The organism is Mesorhizobium sp. M0074, from assembly GCF_040322975.1.
In the GTDB taxonomy this organism is placed as follows: domain Bacteria; phylum Pseudomonadota; class Alphaproteobacteria; order Rhizobiales; family Rhizobiaceae; genus Mesorhizobium.
Genome location: NZ_JAMYUM010000008.1, coordinates 128,995 through 145,482, shown reverse-complemented (window position 1 = coordinate 145,482; position 16,488 = coordinate 128,995). Strand labels below are relative to the sequence as shown.

17 protein-coding genes and 1 pseudogene are annotated in these 16,488 nt (G+C 62.7%); 9 read left to right on the top strand and 9 right to left on the bottom strand.

What is annotated here, in order from left to right; translation table 11 throughout:
• The first annotated feature begins 48 nt into the window (after positions 1-48).
• From NKJ73_RS13465 to NKJ73_RS13450, 4 genes are all read left to right on the top strand, one after another.
• Positions 49-807 (top strand): SDR family NAD(P)-dependent oxidoreductase, encoded by a 759-nt coding sequence (locus tag NKJ73_RS13465; protein ID WP_023677620.1) that lies wholly within the window; start codon positions 49-51, stop codon positions 805-807.
• Between the two features lie 263 nt (positions 808-1,070).
• A complete protein-coding gene (gene fumC / locus NKJ73_RS13460) occupies positions 1,071-2,468 on the top strand; it encodes a class II fumarate hydratase (protein ID WP_352569739.1) in 1,398 nt (465 codons plus the stop codon).
• 128 nt (positions 2,469-2,596) lie between these two features.
• Complete coding sequence (locus NKJ73_RS13455) at positions 2,597-3,031, top strand: DoxX family protein (protein ID WP_023677622.1); 435 nt, start codon at positions 2,597-2,599, stop codon at positions 3,029-3,031.
• Between the two features lie 144 nt (positions 3,032-3,175).
• Positions 3,176-3,589 (top strand): DoxX family protein, encoded by a 414-nt coding sequence (locus NKJ73_RS13450; RefSeq protein ID WP_352569738.1) that lies wholly within the window; start codon positions 3,176-3,178, stop codon positions 3,587-3,589.
• Positions 3,590-3,607: 18 nt separating this feature from the next.
• Here the strand turns inward: NKJ73_RS13450 and NKJ73_RS13445 are convergent, their stop codons facing one another.
• The 3 genes from NKJ73_RS13445 to NKJ73_RS13435 form a co-directional block, all read right to left on the bottom strand.
• Entirely contained in the window at positions 3,608-4,234 is a 627-nt protein-coding gene (locus tag NKJ73_RS13445; RefSeq protein WP_352569737.1) for a hypothetical protein, read from the bottom strand.
• Positions 4,235-4,297: 63 nt separating this feature from the next.
• On the bottom strand, positions 4,298-5,830 hold the full coding sequence (gene ppx, locus NKJ73_RS13440; RefSeq protein WP_352569736.1) for an exopolyphosphatase: 1,533 nt from the start codon (positions 5,828-5,830) through the stop codon (positions 4,298-4,300).
• Positions 5,830-8,031 (bottom strand): RNA degradosome polyphosphate kinase, encoded by a 2,202-nt coding sequence (locus NKJ73_RS13435; protein ID WP_352458380.1) that lies wholly within the window; start codon positions 8,029-8,031, stop codon positions 5,830-5,832. Before NKJ73_RS13435 ends, ppx begins: the two co-directional genes overlap by 1 nt.
• Positions 8,032-8,180: 149 nt before the next feature.
• On the opposite strand from NKJ73_RS13435, the gene NKJ73_RS13430 reads away from it, so the two are divergent.
• Together NKJ73_RS13430 and NKJ73_RS13425 are read left to right on the top strand one after the other, a co-directional pair.
• Complete coding sequence (locus NKJ73_RS13430) at positions 8,181-8,426, top strand: zinc-finger domain-containing protein (protein WP_352569735.1); 246 nt, start codon at positions 8,181-8,183, stop codon at positions 8,424-8,426.
• A gap of 19 nt (positions 8,427-8,445) precedes the next feature.
• On the top strand, positions 8,446-9,660 hold the full coding sequence (locus NKJ73_RS13425) for an FAD-dependent monooxygenase (protein ID WP_352569734.1): 1,215 nt from the start codon (positions 8,446-8,448) through the stop codon (positions 9,658-9,660).
• A gap of 27 nt (positions 9,661-9,687) precedes the next feature.
• On the opposite strand, the gene NKJ73_RS13420 is transcribed toward NKJ73_RS13425, so the two are convergent.
• Positions 9,688-10,323, bottom strand: coding sequence for a TIGR02117 family protein (locus NKJ73_RS13420; protein ID WP_352569733.1), 636 nt, complete (start codon positions 10,321-10,323; stop codon positions 9,688-9,690).
• Between the two features lie 104 nt (positions 10,324-10,427).
• Between NKJ73_RS13420 and NKJ73_RS13415 the strand changes: the two genes are divergently transcribed.
• The 3 genes from NKJ73_RS13415 to NKJ73_RS13405 are packed head-to-tail and all read left to right on the top strand — an operon-like array spanning position 10,428 to position 12,454.
• Entirely contained in the window at positions 10,428-10,691 is a 264-nt protein-coding gene (locus tag NKJ73_RS13415; RefSeq protein ID WP_023719742.1) for a metal-sensing transcriptional repressor, read from the top strand.
• A complete protein-coding gene (locus NKJ73_RS13410) occupies positions 10,688-11,710 on the top strand; it encodes a cation diffusion facilitator family transporter (RefSeq protein WP_502894598.1) in 1,023 nt (340 codons plus the stop codon). Before NKJ73_RS13415 ends, NKJ73_RS13410 begins: the two co-directional genes overlap by 4 nt.
• A gap of 30 nt (positions 11,711-11,740) precedes the next feature.
• Positions 11,741-12,454: a HoxN/HupN/NixA family nickel/cobalt transporter gene (locus NKJ73_RS13405; RefSeq protein WP_352569732.1), complete on the top strand. Its 714-nt coding sequence runs from the start codon at positions 11,741-11,743 to the stop codon at positions 12,452-12,454.
• Positions 12,455-12,528: 74 nt separating this feature from the next.
• Here the strand turns inward: NKJ73_RS13405 and NKJ73_RS13400 are convergent, their stop codons facing one another.
• The 5 genes and pseudogenes from NKJ73_RS13400 to NKJ73_RS13380 form a co-directional block, all read right to left on the bottom strand.
• Positions 12,529-12,645 (bottom strand): cupredoxin domain-containing protein, encoded by a 117-nt coding sequence (locus NKJ73_RS13400; RefSeq protein ID WP_352569731.1) that lies wholly within the window; start codon positions 12,643-12,645, stop codon positions 12,529-12,531.
• Positions 12,646-12,722: 77 nt separating this feature from the next.
• A pseudogene (locus tag NKJ73_RS13395) lies at positions 12,723-13,046 on the bottom strand (copper oxidase); the annotation flags it as partial.
• Between the two features lie 254 nt (positions 13,047-13,300).
• Positions 13,301-14,050: an amino acid ABC transporter ATP-binding protein gene (locus NKJ73_RS13390; RefSeq protein ID WP_502905376.1), complete on the bottom strand. Its 750-nt coding sequence runs from the start codon at positions 14,048-14,050 to the stop codon at positions 13,301-13,303.
• Between the two features lie 70 nt (positions 14,051-14,120).
• Positions 14,121-15,278, bottom strand: coding sequence for an amino acid ABC transporter permease (locus NKJ73_RS13385; RefSeq protein ID WP_352569728.1), 1,158 nt, complete (start codon positions 15,276-15,278; stop codon positions 14,121-14,123).
• 4 nt (positions 15,279-15,282) lie between these two features.
• On the bottom strand, positions 15,283-16,470 hold the full coding sequence (locus NKJ73_RS13380; protein ID WP_023677634.1) for an amino acid ABC transporter permease: 1,188 nt from the start codon (positions 16,468-16,470) through the stop codon (positions 15,283-15,285).
• Positions 16,471-16,488 lie beyond the last annotated feature (18 nt).

Genomic DNA, 16,488 nt, shown 5'->3' with positions numbered 1-16,488 from the left:
TCTGGGGTTCATGCCGCCGGCGGAAGCGGCAGTGCGCGGGAGTGTTGGATGAGACTAGGCGGCAAACGGGCACTGGTCACCGGCGGCTCGGACGGGATCGGGCTGGCAATCGCCGAGGCTTTCTTGCGCGAAGGCGCGGACGTGCTGATCGTCGGCCGCGACGGCAAAAAACTCGACGCCGCCCGCAAGCAGCTCGGGGATAATGTCGAAGCGCTTTCGGCCGACCTGTCGGCCAGCGCCGGCATCGATGCCGTGGTCGAGCATGCCAGGCGCGGCCCACCTGTCGATATCCTCGTCAACAATGCCGGCGTGGCGTTCCTTGTGCCGTTCGAAACCGTCAGCGAGGATCAGTTCCAGCAGTCCTTCGCACTCAACGTCACGGCGGTATTCTTCCTCACCCAGCGGCTGTTGCCGCATCTCGCGCCGGGCGCGGCCTCGGTGATCAACATCTCGTCCTATTTCGCGCATAAGATGATCCCGAAGCGGCCGTCCAGCCTCTATTCGCTGTCGAAGGGCGCGCTCAATTCGCTGACCAAGTCGCTCGCCTTCGAGCTCGGGCCGCGCGGCATAAGAGTCAACGCCATCGCGCCCGGCACGGTCGACACAGCGATGCGGCGCAGGTCGATCGAAAACCTGCCTGAGGCCGCGCAAGCCGAGCTCAAGGCCTATGTCGAGCGCAGCTACCCGCTCGGCCGCATCGGCCGAACCGGCGACCTTGCCGGCATCGCCGTCTATCTCGCCAGCGACGAAGCGGCATGGACCAGCGGCGGAATCTTCGCCGTGGATGGAGGATACACGGCGGGGTGAGGTTGCGATCTCCCCCCTCGAGGGGGAGATGGCCGGCAGGCCAGAGGGGGTCGTCTCGCGTGGAACACCAGCCTGTTCCGTCCGCTATGGGAGTTGCGTCAAAACCTACCGACCCCCTCTGTCGCCTTCGGCGACATCTCCCCTCAAGTGGGGAGATTGCCAGCACCTTCAACCGATTTGCATTCCCGTTACCGGCAATCTCCGCTTGAAGGCATTTGTGCAACGCGATACGCCGTTTGCAAATTGCAAACCGGAGAGACTTCGTGAGCGCGCCAGAGACCAGAACCGAAACCGACACGTTCGGTCCCATCGAGGTCGCCGCCGACCGTTACTGGGGCGCGCAGGCGCAGCGTTCGCTGGCCAATTTCAAGATCGGCTGGGAAAAGCAGCCGGCCTCGATCGTGCGGGCGCTGGGCATCGTCAAGCGGGCGGCAGCGGAGGCCAATATGGAGCTGAAGCGGCTCGATCCGGCGATCGGCAAGGCCATTATCGAGGCCTCCCAGGAGGTCATCGACGGCAAGCTCAACGAGCATTTCCCGCTGGTCGTCTGGCAGACCGGTTCGGGCACGCAGTCCAACATGAACGCCAATGAGGTGATCTCCAACCGGGCGATCCAGCTTTTGGGCGGCGTCATGGGGTCGAAGAAGCCGGTGCATCCCAACGACCACGTCAATATGAGCCAGTCGTCGAACGACACCTATCCGACTGCAATGCACATCGCCTGCGCCGAGCGCATCATCCACGACCTGCTGCCGGCGCTAAGACATTTGCATGCGGCACTCGAGGCCAAGACCAAGGCTTTCGCCCATATTGTGAAGATCGGCCGCACCCATACACAGGACGCGACGCCGCTGACGCTTGGCCAGGAATTCTCGGGCTATGCGGCTCAGGTCGCCTCGTCGATCAAGCGCATCGAGATGACCCTGCCCGGCCTGCAGGAATTGGCACAGGGCGGCACCGCGGTCGGCACCGGCCTCAACGCGCCGGTCGGCTTTGCCGAAAAGGTGGCGTCGCGCATCGCCGCAATCACCGGCATCGATTTCGTCACCGCGCCGAACAAGTTCGAGGCGCTCGCCGCCCATGATTCCATGGTCTTCTCGCACGGCGCCATCAATGCCTGCGCGGCGGCGCTGTTCAAGATCGCCAACGACATCCGTCTGCTCGGTTCCGGCCCGCGTTCGGGCCTCGGTGAATTGTCGCTGCCGGAAAACGAACCGGGCTCGTCGATCATGCCGGGCAAGGTCAACCCGACCCAGTGCGAAGCGATGACGCAGGTTTGCGTGCAGGTCTTCGGCAACAATGCGGCGATCAGCTTCGCCGGCAGCCAGGGCCATTTCGAACTCAACGTCTACAATCCGCTGATGGCCTATTGTTTCCTGCAGTCGGTGCAGCTGCTGGCCGACGCTTCGGTGTCGTTCACCGACAATTGCGTCGTCGGCATCGAGGCCCGCGAGGACAACATCAAGGCGGCACTCGACCGTTCGCTGATGCTGGTGACCGCGTTGGCGCCGACGATCGGCTACGACAACGCGGCCAAGATTGCAAAGGCGGCGCACAAGAACGGCACAACGCTGCGCGAGGAAGCGCTGGCCACCGGGCTGGTCAGCGAAGCCGACTATGAGCGGCTGGTGCGGCCGCAGGACATGACGCATCCGGGGTAAGTTGATCGCGAAAACGTTACCTGGGTGAACAATCCGTAACCAATCTGGCGTCTTTGGTGAACAGTCGGCCTGCGCTAACTAGACGGGTATCCCAAGCCGTTTGGCCAAACCCTTCTGGAGAGTTACGCATGTCCACCAACACGTCCACCAACACTTCGTTTGCCGGTTCCGGCACCGCCGCCGGCGCCTCGGGCACGATCCTGCTCGGCCGCATCCTGCTTTCGGTCATCTTCCTGCTTTCCGGCTTCGGCAAGCTGACGGCGATTGCCGGCACGGCCGGCTATTTCGGCAGCCTCGGCCTGCCGCTGCCGATGGTGACCGCCATTGTCGTCGGCCTGATCGAACTGCTTGGCGGCCTCGCCATCCTCGTCGGCTTCCAGACCCGGATTGTCGGCTGGGTGATGGCGATCTTCACCGTTGCCACCGCATTGGTCGCCCACACCGGCTGGGCCGATCAGATGCAGATGATCAATTTCCTGAAGAACGTCGCGATTGCCGGCGGCTTCCTCGTGCTGGCCTCCTCGGGCCCAGGCGCCTATTCGATCGACGCCAAGCGCGGCTGAAGCAGTCCAGCATTGCTTGGACAAAAGGGGTGCGGAATTTTCCGCGCCCCTTTTTCGTTGTCGGTTTGTGCCCTTCGGTCCGCTGACGGAAAACCTGCTAAGATCGGGCGCCAGGCCAAGCGGCCGTCGACAACGGAGGTGAAGATGCCCCGCAATGCGCTGCTTCTGCTTTCCCGATTGCTGCTCGCCGCACTTTTCGTTCCGTCCGGCTTCCACGCGCTTACTGACGTTGCCGGCACATCAGGCTATTTTGCCGGCCTCGGCCTGCCGCTGCCAACGCTCGTAGCCTGGGCGACAGGCCTGTTCGAGCTGATCGCCGGGCTGCTCATCCTCGTCGGCTTCAAGACGCCGGTCGTGGCGCTGCTGCTCGCCGCCTTTTGCGTCGCGACAGCGTTCATCGGCCACTATGGCCAGGGCGGCGGCGATCCGACGCTGACCTTCATGCATTCGCAGATGCTGATGAAGGACATCGCGATATCAGGCGGTTTTCTGGCGCTGGCGATGGCTGGCGCGGGTGCATGGTCGGCCGACGGCCGGATGGCTGCAGGGACTGGCTAAGCTGCCGCCCGGTTCGGCTCATTTGCTGTCGAGAAAGACGAACTCCGCAAGCCTGGTTATGTTTATGGGCTGAGAGAGAAAGGCGCCATGCCCCATTCGACCGACGCTGATGGTCAGGCAAACCTGTCTGCTTTCCACCGCGATCGGCAGCCATTCATATCCATATTGATCTGCGCCCTTGGGGGAGTAGCTCCGAAGATTGCTGTCAATCGCGACATACAGGTAGTTGCGCAATTGGATCAGGCTTGCCCTCTTAACGTATGGCAACAGGTCGGTTCGGCCCACGATAGGCTCAAGAAAGTTGCCGAGGGGCTGATGAACGGACACGGTTCGATCGACAGCGCCAGGACAGAGATTAACGTCCGCATAAAACGTGTTCATCGAAATCGATCTTTGAAATTTGATCATTTCGTCGCTTATTCTAAATACAAAATATTTTATCTTTTGCCCGCTTTTAGGTTTTAGAAAACCTGTGAGCAAATTGAACGGTGTTTTTCCGTCTGCGGCTTTTGGATAACTCTTCTCAAACTCAAACGCGCCTTTTGCAGCAACGGAAACCTTGGAAACCGTCTGAGCTCTGGCCGCGTCGAAAATCAACAATGGCAGGATGGAAAGCAGCAGCAGCAGGATTTGACTGGATTTCACGACCTTCTCCCAAGCGTGGAGCTCGCAGCGAATTGCCACATGCAATTGGCGTCGTGCCTCAAACTACTTCACTGAAATACTGGGCCCGCCCTCGACCGCCAGCACCAGCCGGCGATTGGTGACCTTTGCCAGCTGTGCCAGCCGGCCGGCCGGCCGCTCGCCGTAAAGATCGGCCAGCGCTGCCGGCAGCACCAGCGCCAGCACGCCATTGCCGCGGTTTTCCCATTTCAGCCGTGGCATGACGCCTGGCATTGCCGCAGTCAGCAAATAGACGACGCGCAGCAGCGCGGCCAGCACGCGGGCGCGCTCGAGATAGCGCGGTGTCGCCAGTCCGCGGATTTCCGGAGCGGCTTCATTGAACACGCCCTCGTGGCGAAACAGGCTGACAAGCGCCAGGAAGGCGCGGCCGGGATGGTCGACGCCGATGAACGAGGCGTGGGCGATGATGTTGAGCGATTGCTTGCCGCGATATTCGGGATGGGCACGCCAGCCGATATCGGCGAGCAGGCAGGCGGCGTGGCGGTAGCGCGCCTCATCCCTGGTTTCGTCGATGCCGAAGGCAGCGAACGCCTTGCCGGTCCACTCGACAAGCTCATGCGCGTGGTCGACCGAGCGCGAGCGCAGGCGGGCAAGCTCTTCCGCCGCCGAGATTAGCGGATCGGCTTTCTGCTCGGCCTTGTCGAGCAGCGAGTAGAGAAAGCCCTCGCGCACGCCCAGCGCCGACACGATGATCTTCGACGGCTGCATCGCCGCCATGATCTCCTGCAGCACGATGGCGCCATAAGGCAGCAGCGAGCGGCGGTTCTTGGAGATGCCCTCGATGCCTTTGATCTTATCGATCTCGGCCTTGGCGACCTGTCGGAGGAAGTTCGCGGCGCTTTCGATGCCGATCTCGTAATGGTGCATGACGCCGAGCGGGTAGTTGGTCATTTCCATGTGCAGCCGGGCGAGGTTTCGCCAGGTGCCGCCGACCGTGTAGAACGCCCTGCCCTGCCCGCCCTTCAGCAATTTCGCCCGCGCCAGTTGCTCGCGCGTGATCCTTGCCGCCTGGGTCAGCGAGTTCTTCGCCATGTCCTGCAGGCGCAGGCCGCCCAACGGCAGCGTGATGCCGTCACCGATCGTCTCACCGTCAATGTCGATCAATTCGAGGCTGCCGCCGCCAAGATCGCCGGCGATGCCGTTGGCCGGATGGAAACCGGAAATGACGCCGAGCGCCGAATAATGGGCTTCCTCGCGGCCGCTCAGCACCTGGATCTCGGTCTTGAGCACATCCTCGGCGCGGTGGATGAAGTCGGGGCCGTTGACCGCCTCGCGGGCGGCGGCGGTCGCCAGCACATACATGCGCTGGGCGCCGGCCTGGTCGGAGAGCGCGCGGAAGCGGCGGAACTCTTCCATCGAGCGCGTCACCGCCTCGGGATCGAGTTTTCCGGTCGAAACGATGCCGCGGCCGAGGCCGGCCAGCATCTTTTCGTTGAACAGCAAGGTCGGCGAGCGCGCCAGCCCCTCATAAATGACAAGACGGATCGAGTTCGACCCGATATCGATGATGGACAGCGGTCGGCGGTCCTGGAGCCGGCCCTGGGATGCTGAAATCATCAGCCCGTCGCTGCGTTCTGTTTCTTGCGGCGCTTGAACTGCGCGATGCGCTTGGGCGCATGCGACTTCAACGCATCGCCCCGTCCGGACAGGCTCGGATTGGTCATGAAATATTCCTGCGCGTTGAACGGTTCCTCGCCCTCTTCCAGCACGACGCGCCGGGAGGTTCCGTCAGCCAATACGTCGAAACTTTGCTGGTTGTCCATGATGTTGCCGAGCATGATCTGGCCGAGCACCTGTTCGTGCACAGTTGGATTGGTGATCGGCACCATCGTCTCGACACGGCGGTCGAGATTGCGCGGCATCAAATCGGCCGAGGAGATGTAGACGATCGCCCCGTCCGAGGGCAGGCCGTGGCCGTTGCCGAAGCAATAGATGCGGCTGTGTTCGAGGAAGCGGCCGACGATCGATTTCACCCTTATGTTCTCCGACAGGCCGGGCACCTGCGGCCTCAGGCAGCAGATGCCGCGCACGACGAGATCGATCTCGACGCCGGCGCGGCTGGCATCATAGAGGGCATCGATGATGATCGGGTCGACCAAGGCGTTCATCTTCATCCAGATGCGGGCGGGCCTGCCCTCCAGCGCGTGACTGATCTCGTCCGAAATGTGCTTGAGGATGCGGTCGCGCAGCGTGAACGGCGATATGGCCAGCCGCATCTGCTCGGCCGGTTCGGCATAGCCGGTGATGAAGTTGAACAGCTGGGCGACATCGCGCGCGATCGTCGGGGCGGTGGTGAAGAAGGACAGGTCGGTGTAGATGCGCGCGGTGACCGGGTGGTAGTTGCCGGTGCCGAGATGCACGTAATTGCGCAGCCTGCCATCCTCGCGCCGCACGACCAGCGACATTTTCGAATGGGTCTTCAGTTCGAGGAAGCCGAAGACGACCTGGACGCCGGCTCGCTCGAGGTCGCGGGCCCAGCGGATGTTGGCTTCTTCGTCGAAACGCGCCTTGAGCTCGACCAGCGCTGTCACCGACTTGCCGGCCTCGGCGGCGTCGACCAAAGCGCGTACGATCGGGCTGTCGTTGGAGGTGCGATAGAGCGTCTGCTTGATCGCTACCACTTCTGGATCGGCCATCGCCTGACGCAGGAACTGCACCACGACGTCGAAGGATTCGTAGGGGTGGTGGACGATGATGTCCTTCTCGCGGATCGCCGCAAAACAATCGCCGCCATGCTCGCGGATGCGCTCGGGGAAGCGCGGATTGTAGGGCGTGAACTTCAGATCGTCGCGGGCGACGGCGACGATCTCCGAGATCTGGCTGAGCGCCAGCGGACCGGTGAGCACGCTGATCCGGCTTGCCGAAACGCCAAGCTCGCCGGCGACGAAGTCGCGCAGTTCGGGCGGCATCAGCCGGTCGAATTCGATCCGGATAACCGAGCCGCGGCGGCGGCGCTTCAGCGCCGTCTCGAACAGGCGCACCAGATCCTCGGACTCTTCCTCGACCTCGATATCGCTGTCGCGGATGATACGGAACGTGCCGGAACCCTTGACCTCGTAGCCCGGGAACAGCTTGCCGATATAAAGGCCGACCGCCTCCTCGAGCGGGATGAAGCGGACATGGCGCTTGCGATCCGGCAAGCGGATGAAGCGCCTCAGCGCCACCGGCAGGCGCAAAAGCGCGCTCATTTCCTCGCCGTTCTTACGGTGGCGCAATTGCAACGCCATCGAGAAACCGAGATTGGGAATGAACGGGAACGGATGCGCCGGGTCGATCGACAGCGGCGTCAGCACCGGAAATACCTGCTCCTGGAAATGGTCCTCGAGCCAGATCTTCTCGTCCTTGCTCAGCGCATCGCGGGTGATGCTCTCGATGCCTTCCTTGTCGAGCAGCAGCATCAGCGCCGAAAGGCTTTTCTGCTGGTCCTCCTGCAGGCGCTCGACCTCGCGCAGCAATTGTTCAAGCTGCTGCTCGGGCGTGCGCCCATCCGGGCTCTTCAGCACGATGCCCTCGCGCACCTGGCCGGCAAGACCCGCAACGCGGACCATGAAGAACTCGTCGAGGTTGGCGGCCGATATCGACAGGAAGCGAACACGCTCGAGCAGCGGATGATTGGCGTTCAGCGACTCTTCGAGCACGCGCCGGTTGAATTGCAGCCAGGAAAACTCCCGGTTGACGAAGCGGTCGGGATTGCCGCCTTCGCGGCTCGCCGCCTCGACGGTGATGAATTCGTTCTGCACCGGCTTCAGTTCGTTCATGGTTTCCGCTCTTCCCACACCGTTCGACGACCATAGCCTTAACCGGCTTAACTTATCCTCTGACAGGCTTTTGCGACAGTTTCATTTCATCGATCTTGCAAAGAGACGGGTTATGATCCAGATGCAATCGACAAGATCAGGAGACGACGATGGCAGGCGGTTCCATTCCCCATTTCCAGAACGATGCGGGCTATCCGGCAATCGACATCGGCGTCAAGGAATTCATGTGCACCGGCGCCAATCCGCCTTTCGACCACCCCCATGTATTTCTCGACATGGGCGACGACAATGAAAAGGTCTGCCCGTATTGCTCGACGCTCTATCGCTATTCGCCGAAGCTGAAGGCATTGGAAACGGCGCCGCCGGGCTGCCTTTATATCGACCAGGCCGCCTGATTCTTCCGCGACAAACCTGATGCAGGAAACGCAGTCCCGGCAGGTGGTCATCGCCGGGGCGGGCGTCGCCGGGCTGACCGCGGCACTGGCCTTCGCCGAGCGCGGCTATCGGATAAAGCTGTTCGAACAGGCGCAGCACCTCGAGGCTGCCGGCGCCGGTATCCAGCTCTCACCCAACGCGACGCGCATCCTACGGCAGCTCGGCGTACTCGATCGGCTGCTGGCGACGGCGGTGCGGCCGGAGGCGGTCGTGCTCAAGGATGCCGCCACGCTGCGCAAGCTGGCGCGCGTACCGCTTGGCCAGGCGGCCGAAACGCGCTGGGGAGCGCCCTATCTCGTTGCCCACCGCGCGGATCTGCAGTCAGCGCTGATGCAGCGAGTTTCGGAGCAGCCCGGTATCGATCTGATCGCCGGCGCGCGGGTGACCGACATCGCAGCCGGATCGAAAGGTGTTACCGTCACTGCATCGGCTGATGGCGCCACGGTCGAGGCTGGCTGTCTGCTGATCGGCGCCGATGGCGTCTGGTCGTCGGTGCGAGAAACGCTTGCCCGCAACGCAGCCGATTTCCGGAGAAGCCGGTTTTCGGGCGAGCTTGCCTGGCGCGCCACGGTGGCCGCCGACAGCCCCGCCGGACAAACCTTTGCAGCGATCGGTGCGCCCGATTGCGTTACTGCATTCCTCTATCCCGGCTTCCATATGGTCGCCTATCCGGTCAGTCGTGGCACTGCCTTCAACCTCGCCGCCTTCACTGGGGGCGAGCGCATCGCCGAGGGCTGGTCGGGGCATGCCAACCCCGCCAGCCTCGCCAGCGCCATGCGCGGTACCGCGCCGGCGCTGGTCCGTCTGGCGAGCGAGGCGGCGCCGTGGATGGCATGGCCGATCCACACCGTCGAGCAGCGGCGATGGACGACGCCGGAAGGCATCGCGCTGATCGGCGATGCGGCGCACGCGATGACGCCGTTTGCCGCACAGGGCGCGGCGATGGCGATCGAGGACGCGGCGACGCTTGCCGGCTTCGTTGCGGCCTCCACAGCCGATCTTGAGGGGGCGCTTGCCGCCTGGGAACAGGCGCGGCGGCCGCGCGTCGCCCAGGTCGCCCGCCGCGGCGCCATCAACCGCCTCGCCTGGCATGCGGCCGGGCCGGTGGCGATGGCCCGCAACCTGTTCCTGGCGATGCGCTCGCCCGAAAAGCTCGCCGCCGATCTCGACTGGCTCTATGGTTGGTGGGCGTAGGACGCTCGGCGGTCCTAAGTCGCCTTGTCAATTGTAAAGCCGCATCGACAGGCCGAGCGAGGCCGGCAGCGGATTCCACCAGCCGGTGCGCAGCCCGGCCGTGCGCAATGCCGCCGCCGTCCAGGTGTTGCAGCCGATCAGCGCGTTGGAATAGGCCGCACTCTCGATCGGGATGGCCCCGTTCGGCCCCTGCCGGAAGCTTGCCGCAATGTAATCGAGCAGCGCCGTAAACCGCTCCTCGCCGATGTCGAAGCCGGCGACGTCGCGATGCGGCTCGGCGATGTCGACGGAAATGTCGACATGCATTGCCGAGGCATCGACCGTCAGCGCCTTCATCACCGGCACCGCCTTCAGCTCCGACCAGGTCGGCGTCTCCAGATAGAAGGCGCGGCCGCCCCAGCCGAAGACGATGTAGCGGACCTCCGCCACGTCTGCTGGAATGCCGGCATCGACCAGGAAATGGAAGCGCCGGCGCACATCGTCGTCGACCGGGATGGCGATGTCGGTGTGGATCGGATTTTGCAGCACCAGGATACGGTGGCTTGTGCCGATCGGATCGGCAACGGCCGCCGGCCAGAGCGGGCGCGGCAGCAGCGTGCCCAGCGCCACCGCAAGGACTGCTGCAACGACCAGCAGGCCAAGAAAACGGGCAAGCTTCTTCATGGGAAAGGCATAGAACAAGCCATGCTCAAGGTGAAGCCCCTCCGAAAGGTGCACAGCTGACTTAGAGCTTGACGCGTATCCTCCCCGGGAGGATACGCTCAAGCATGTCAGATCACCTCCACGCCTCGCATCCTTCCATCATAAAGCGCCTGAAGCGCGCGCAAGGCCACCTTGCGGCGGTGCTGGCGATGATCGAGGCGCATCGCCCTTGCGTTGACCTGGCGCAGCAGCTTCATGCCGTCGAAAGGGCCATCAGCAGCGCCAAGCGCGAGCTGATCAACGATCACATCGAGCATTGCCTGACGGACAGCGTCGAAACCGGCGGCAACTCGCTGGCGGAACTCAAGCAGCTGGCGAAATATCTATGAATTCCATCGTAGCCCCCATTCTGGAATGGCTCGGGCTCGGCTCGCACGCCGCACATCATCACGGCGGTCACGGTCCGCACGGTCACAGCCATGGCGTCATCGACGCGACAATTGCCACCACCGACCGGGGCATCTGGGCAATCAAATGGTCGTTCGTGATCCTGGCCATCACCGCGGCATTGCAGATGGTCGTGGTTGCGTTGTCGGGGAGCGTGGCATTGCTGGCCGATACGATCCATAACATCGGCGATGCGACCACGGCGATCCCGCTATGGATTGCGTTCGTGCTGGCGCGGCGCAAGCCGTCGCGGATCTTCACCTATGGCTTGGGCCGGGTCGAGGATCTGGCCGGCATCATCATCGTGCTCATCATCCTGTTCAGCGCTGTAGTCGCTGCCTACCAAGCCATCGACAGGCTGATCAATCCACAAGTGGTGACACACCTGGGCTGGCTGACTGCGGCGGGTATTGTCGGCTTCCTCGGCAACGAGGCGGTTGCCGTGTTCCGTATCCGCGTCGGTCGCGAAATCAACAGCGCGGCACTGATTGCCGACGGCTACCACGCCCGCACAGATGGACTTACCAGCCTTGCCGTGGTCATCGGAGCCATCGGCGTTTGGTTCGGCTTTTCCTTGGCCGATCCGATCGTCGGTCTGCTGATCACGATTGCGATCTTCGGTATCGTCTGGCAATCGGCCCGCTCGGTGCTGACCCGCATGCTGGATGGAATCGAACCCGGTGTGATGGACGAAATCCGACATGCCGCCGAGCATGTTCCGGGCGCGCGCATTGTCGATGCCAAGGCGCGCTGGATCGGTCATAGATTGCACGCCGACATCGCAATTGCCGCGGACGGAACCCTGCCGCTGTCGGCGGCGAACAAGATCGCCGCAGCGCTGAAGGACGAACTATCCCAGCATATGCCGGCCCTGGCTGAGGCGAATGTGCGGTTTTCAACGGAACGTGGAGAGAACGACCATCCTCACGAGCACACGCATGACCACGGCCACATGCACTGACGCTCGCCGATTTTCTGCTAGTCTCGTCCGATGTTCCAGACGCTCGTCGAATTTCAGCGCACGATCTATCTGACGCTCGGCGAACAGATCAAGCTGCTTGCGGCCGGAGGCAATTGGCTGGCGTTCGTGGCCTTCCTGCCGATGGGCGTCGTGTTCGGGGCTGCCCATGCGCTGACGCCGGGGCACAGCAAGGCCGTCCTGGCGACTTATCTTGCCGGTTCGGATGCGAAGGTCTCGCGTGGTCTGCTCGTATCTATCACGCTATCGTTCACGCATGTGACGATTGCCGTTCTGATTGCGGCTCTCTCGCTGCCACTGGTCTCAATAGCATTGGGCAGCGTCGGCCGCGCTCCGCTTCTGGAGCACATCAGTCGCGGGCTGCTCGGCCTCATTGGCGTCTGGATGCTCTGGCGCGCTTTGAGCCACAGCCATCACCACAGGCACGAGGGCGAGGCTGTCGGCGTCATGGCAGGGCTGATCCCATGTCCGCTTACGCTTTTCGCGATGACTTTCGCGATGTCCAGGGGTGTTCCGGCAGCGGGCGTCCTGTTTGCCATCACCATGATGGTCGGCGTGGCGCTGACGCTGTCCTGCGTCGCCGTGTTGTCGATCGTGTTTCGGGAACGGCTTGTACAGTTTTTCGCGCGCCAGCCACGGCTGTTCGAAACCATCTCCCGGGCCATCGAGGGCGCCGCCGGTCTCGCCCTTGCCGGCGTCGCTGTCTGGCAGATCACCTCAGCTTGAGAGAAAATTTGGCCCCAGCCACTGCATGGCGTCCGGGCCGGTGCACCGGCTGGAACGAGCCTAGGCGACGCCGGTCATGTCACCTCGATCACGACCATCAGCCCGCCGCCGCCCTTCTCCTCGACATTGTTGTTCGTGGTGTGATGCGGGATGTGGCAATGGATCAGCCAATGCCCCGGACGCTGCGCCATCCAGATCACGTCGTAGCGCTGACCCGGCCCGACGTTGATCGTATCGGCAAGGAAACGACCCGAAGCGGGGACCGTCTCGGCAGGCCGAGCGCCGCCGTGACGGCGGCGGCAAGAATGATGCCGGTGGCATCGCCGGCGACGCAGTGGATGGTGGAGCCGACGCCCTGCTTCCAGAGCGGCCGGGTGAACACCTCATGCTCGCCCGGCCGTGGCTCCTTGTCCGCGAGCACGTAAAGCAGCAAGCCGAGCGGACCCATATAGAGGGTGACCAGGATGAAGCCCCATTTCATCACCACCGGCTCGGGATTGTTGCGATATTGGTCGAAGCCGACATAAAGCGTCGAAGCCAGCGCCAGCGCGAACCAAACGACAAGGAAATAATCGATCGGTTGGATGAGCATCAGGATGAAACCTTGACCTGCCGCCGCACGCGCCCACGCTGCTTGTTATACAACTCCCAATGGAAATGAACGCGGAAGGCGCGCTTATGATCCGCGCCGGCCTTGGTACCAGGTTGCAACGTGACCACTCGAACGGCCTGAAGCACGCTTGCTATCTTCTCGCGCAGCGCACGGTCAGCGCTCGTCGAATACGCGCGAAGCCAGCAAGACAGAGAGCCCGGTCCGCCGGTCTTGTCCCGAACCGGCGTACAGGATCAGTGCAGGATCTGCGACAGGAACAGCTTCGTGCGCTCATGGCGCGGGTGGTCGAAGAACTCGGCCGGCGTGTTCTGCTCGACGATCTGACCCTGATCCATAAAGATCACCCGGTTGGCGACTTTGCGCGCAAAGCCCATTTCGTGGGTGACGCAGAGCATGGTGATGCCTTCCTCGGCCAGCCCGACCATCGTCTCCAGCACTTCCTTGATCATTTCCGGATCTAGAGCCGAGGTCGGCTCATCGAACAGCATGATGCGCGGGTTCATGCACAGCGAGCGGGCGATCGCCACGCGCTGTTGCTGGCCGCCGGAAAGCTGGCCGGGATATTTGTTGGCCTGTTCCGGGATCTTGACGCGCTTGAGGAAATGCATGGCGATTTCCTCGGCCTGTTTCCGCGGCATCTTGCGCACCCAGATCGGCGCCAGCGTGCAATTTTCCAGAATGGTCAGATGCGGGAACAGGTTGAAGTGCTGGAACACCATGCCGACCTCGCGGCGCACCTCGTCGATCTTCTTCAGATCGTTGGTCAGTTCCTTGCCGTCGACTATGATCTTGCCCTTCTGGTGTTCCTCCAGTCGGTTGATGCAGCGGATCATCGTCGATTTGCCGGAGCCCGACGGGCCGCAGATGACGATGCGCTCGCCGCGCATCACCTTTAGATTGATGTCCTTCAGCACATGGAATTCGCCGTACCATTTGTGCATGGCGATGATGTCGATGGCAACATCGGTGGTGGAAATATGCATCTTGGCGGCATTGACCTTGATCTCTTCCGCGCTGACGGCGTTTTCTATGGCCATGACAAGGTCCCCTTTTTTAGCGTTTGTGGCCGGTGTCGAGACGGCGTTCCGTGTACATTGAATAGCGCGACATGCCGAAGCAGAACAGCCAGAAGATGAAGGCCGCGAAGACCAGGCCGGATCTGGCCGTCTGCGGCGTCGCCCAATTGGCGTCGGAGAAGTTCTGCTTGACGATGCCGAGGAGGTCGAACATCGAGATGACGATGACCAGGCTGGTGTCCTTGAACATGCCGATGAAGGTGTTGACGATGCCGGGAATGACCAGCTTCAGCGCCTGCGGCATGACGACCAGACCCATCTTCTGCCAGTAGCTGAGGCCGAGCGAATCGGCGCCCTCATACTGGCCTTTGGGGATCGCCTGCAGGCCGCCGCGCACCACTTCGGCCATGTAGGCGGCGGCAAACAGCGACACGCCGATCAGCGCGCGCAGGAACTTGTCGAAGCTGACGCCGGCCGGCAGGAACAGCGGCAGCATCACGCTGGCAAAGAACAGCACCGTAATCAGCGGGATGCCGCGTACCGTCTCGATGAAGATCACGCACAGCAGCTTGACGATCGGCATGTTCGAGCGCCGGCCGAGCGCCAGCACGATGCCGACCGGCAGCGACACAGCTATGCCGACGAAGGACAGGCTGAGCGTCACCAGCAGTCCACCCCAGAGCGGGGTTTCGACATAGGGCAGGCCGAACATGCCGCCGATCAGCAGAACGAAGGCGACGACCGGCAGTGCAAAAAAGAGAAGAATGGCATTCAGCCCCTTGCGCGGTACGCGCGGAATGAGCAGCGGCACCAGCAGCGCCACGAAGAGGATGGCCACCAGGATCGGGCGCCAACGCTCTTCCAGGGGATAGCGGCCGAACATGAACTGGCCGAACTTGGCGTTGACGAAAGCCCAGCAGGCGCCGGTCCAGCCGTCCGACTGGATGCCGCCCTGCGCCACGGTGGCGCAGACCGTGCGGTCCGGTCCCGTCCACTGGGCGTTGATGAAAGCCCAATTGACGATCTGCGGCAGGATCATGGCAACCAGCACGATGCCGATGATGGTCAGGATGGTGTCGCCGGTCGATGCGATCAGATTCTTGCGGACCCAGGCGGTGAGGCCGCGCTCGCTCGACGGCGCCGGCTGCGCCAGCGCCATCTCCGTCCGCACCCAGGACATATCGTGCTCTTGCATGGCCCTACCTCTCCACCAGCGCCATCCTGGCATTGACGACGTTCATGATCGCCGACGTGATCAGGCTGAGCGCCAGGTACACCGCCATCATGATCACCACGCCTTCGACTGCCTGCCCGGTCTGGTTCAAGACCGTGCCGGCCGTCGCCGTCAGGTCCGGATAGCCGATGGCGATGGCGAGCGAGGAATTCTTGGTCAGATTGAGATACTGGCTGGTCAGCGGCGGAATAACGATGCGCATCGCCTGCGGCACGACGACAAGCCTGAGGATCGATCCCGAGCGCAGCCCGAGTGCCGCGGCCGCCTCGGTCTGGCCTGCGCTGACGCCCCTGATGCCGGCGCGCACGATCTCGGCGATAAAGGCGGCCGTATAGCAGGACAACGCCAGATAGAGTGACAGGAACTCGGGCCTGACCTGAAAGCCACCGACGAGATTGAAGGTCGACTGCTTTGGAAATTCAAAGCTCAGCGGAAAGCCGCTCAGCGCGTAGGCCAGCAGCGGCAGGCCGACGATCAACGCCATGGATGTCCAGAACACCGGGAATGGCTGTCCCGTCGCCATCTGCCGCTGCCGCGCCTTGCGGGCGACGAACCAGGCCATGGCGATGCCGAGGAGCAGTGCGACCAGGATCAGCCAGGAGCCCTCGCCCCATATAGCGCGGGGAAAATAGAAGCCGCGCTGGTTGAGAAAGGAGCCGAACGGCAGATTGATGCTCTCGCGTGGCGGCGGCAGCACGGCGAGCACGCCGGAATACCAGAAGAAGATGACCAGCAGCGGCGGGATGTTGCGGAACACCTCGACATAAACGGTGCAGATCTTCCTGATCAGCCAGTTATGCGACAGCCGGCCGATGCCGACGATGAAACCGATGATGGTGGCGGTGATGATGCCGACGACAGCAACGATCACGGTGTTGATAAAGCCAACCAGGATGGCACGGAAATAGGTCGAATCCGATGAATAAGCGATGGCGCTTTCGCTGATGTCGAAGCCGGCGCGGCCCTTAAGAAAGCCGAAGCCGGAAGCGATGTGCAGCCGCGTCAAATTGGCGATGACGTTGTGGGTAACCCACCAGACACCCGCTACCAGCAGGACGAGGACCAGTGCTTGAAAGAATATGCCGCGGACGCGCGGATCATTGATGAAGGAACCGCGGCTTGGCTCCTCGCGAAGAACTTCCTGCGATGCCATTCGACAGTCCCCTGGAAA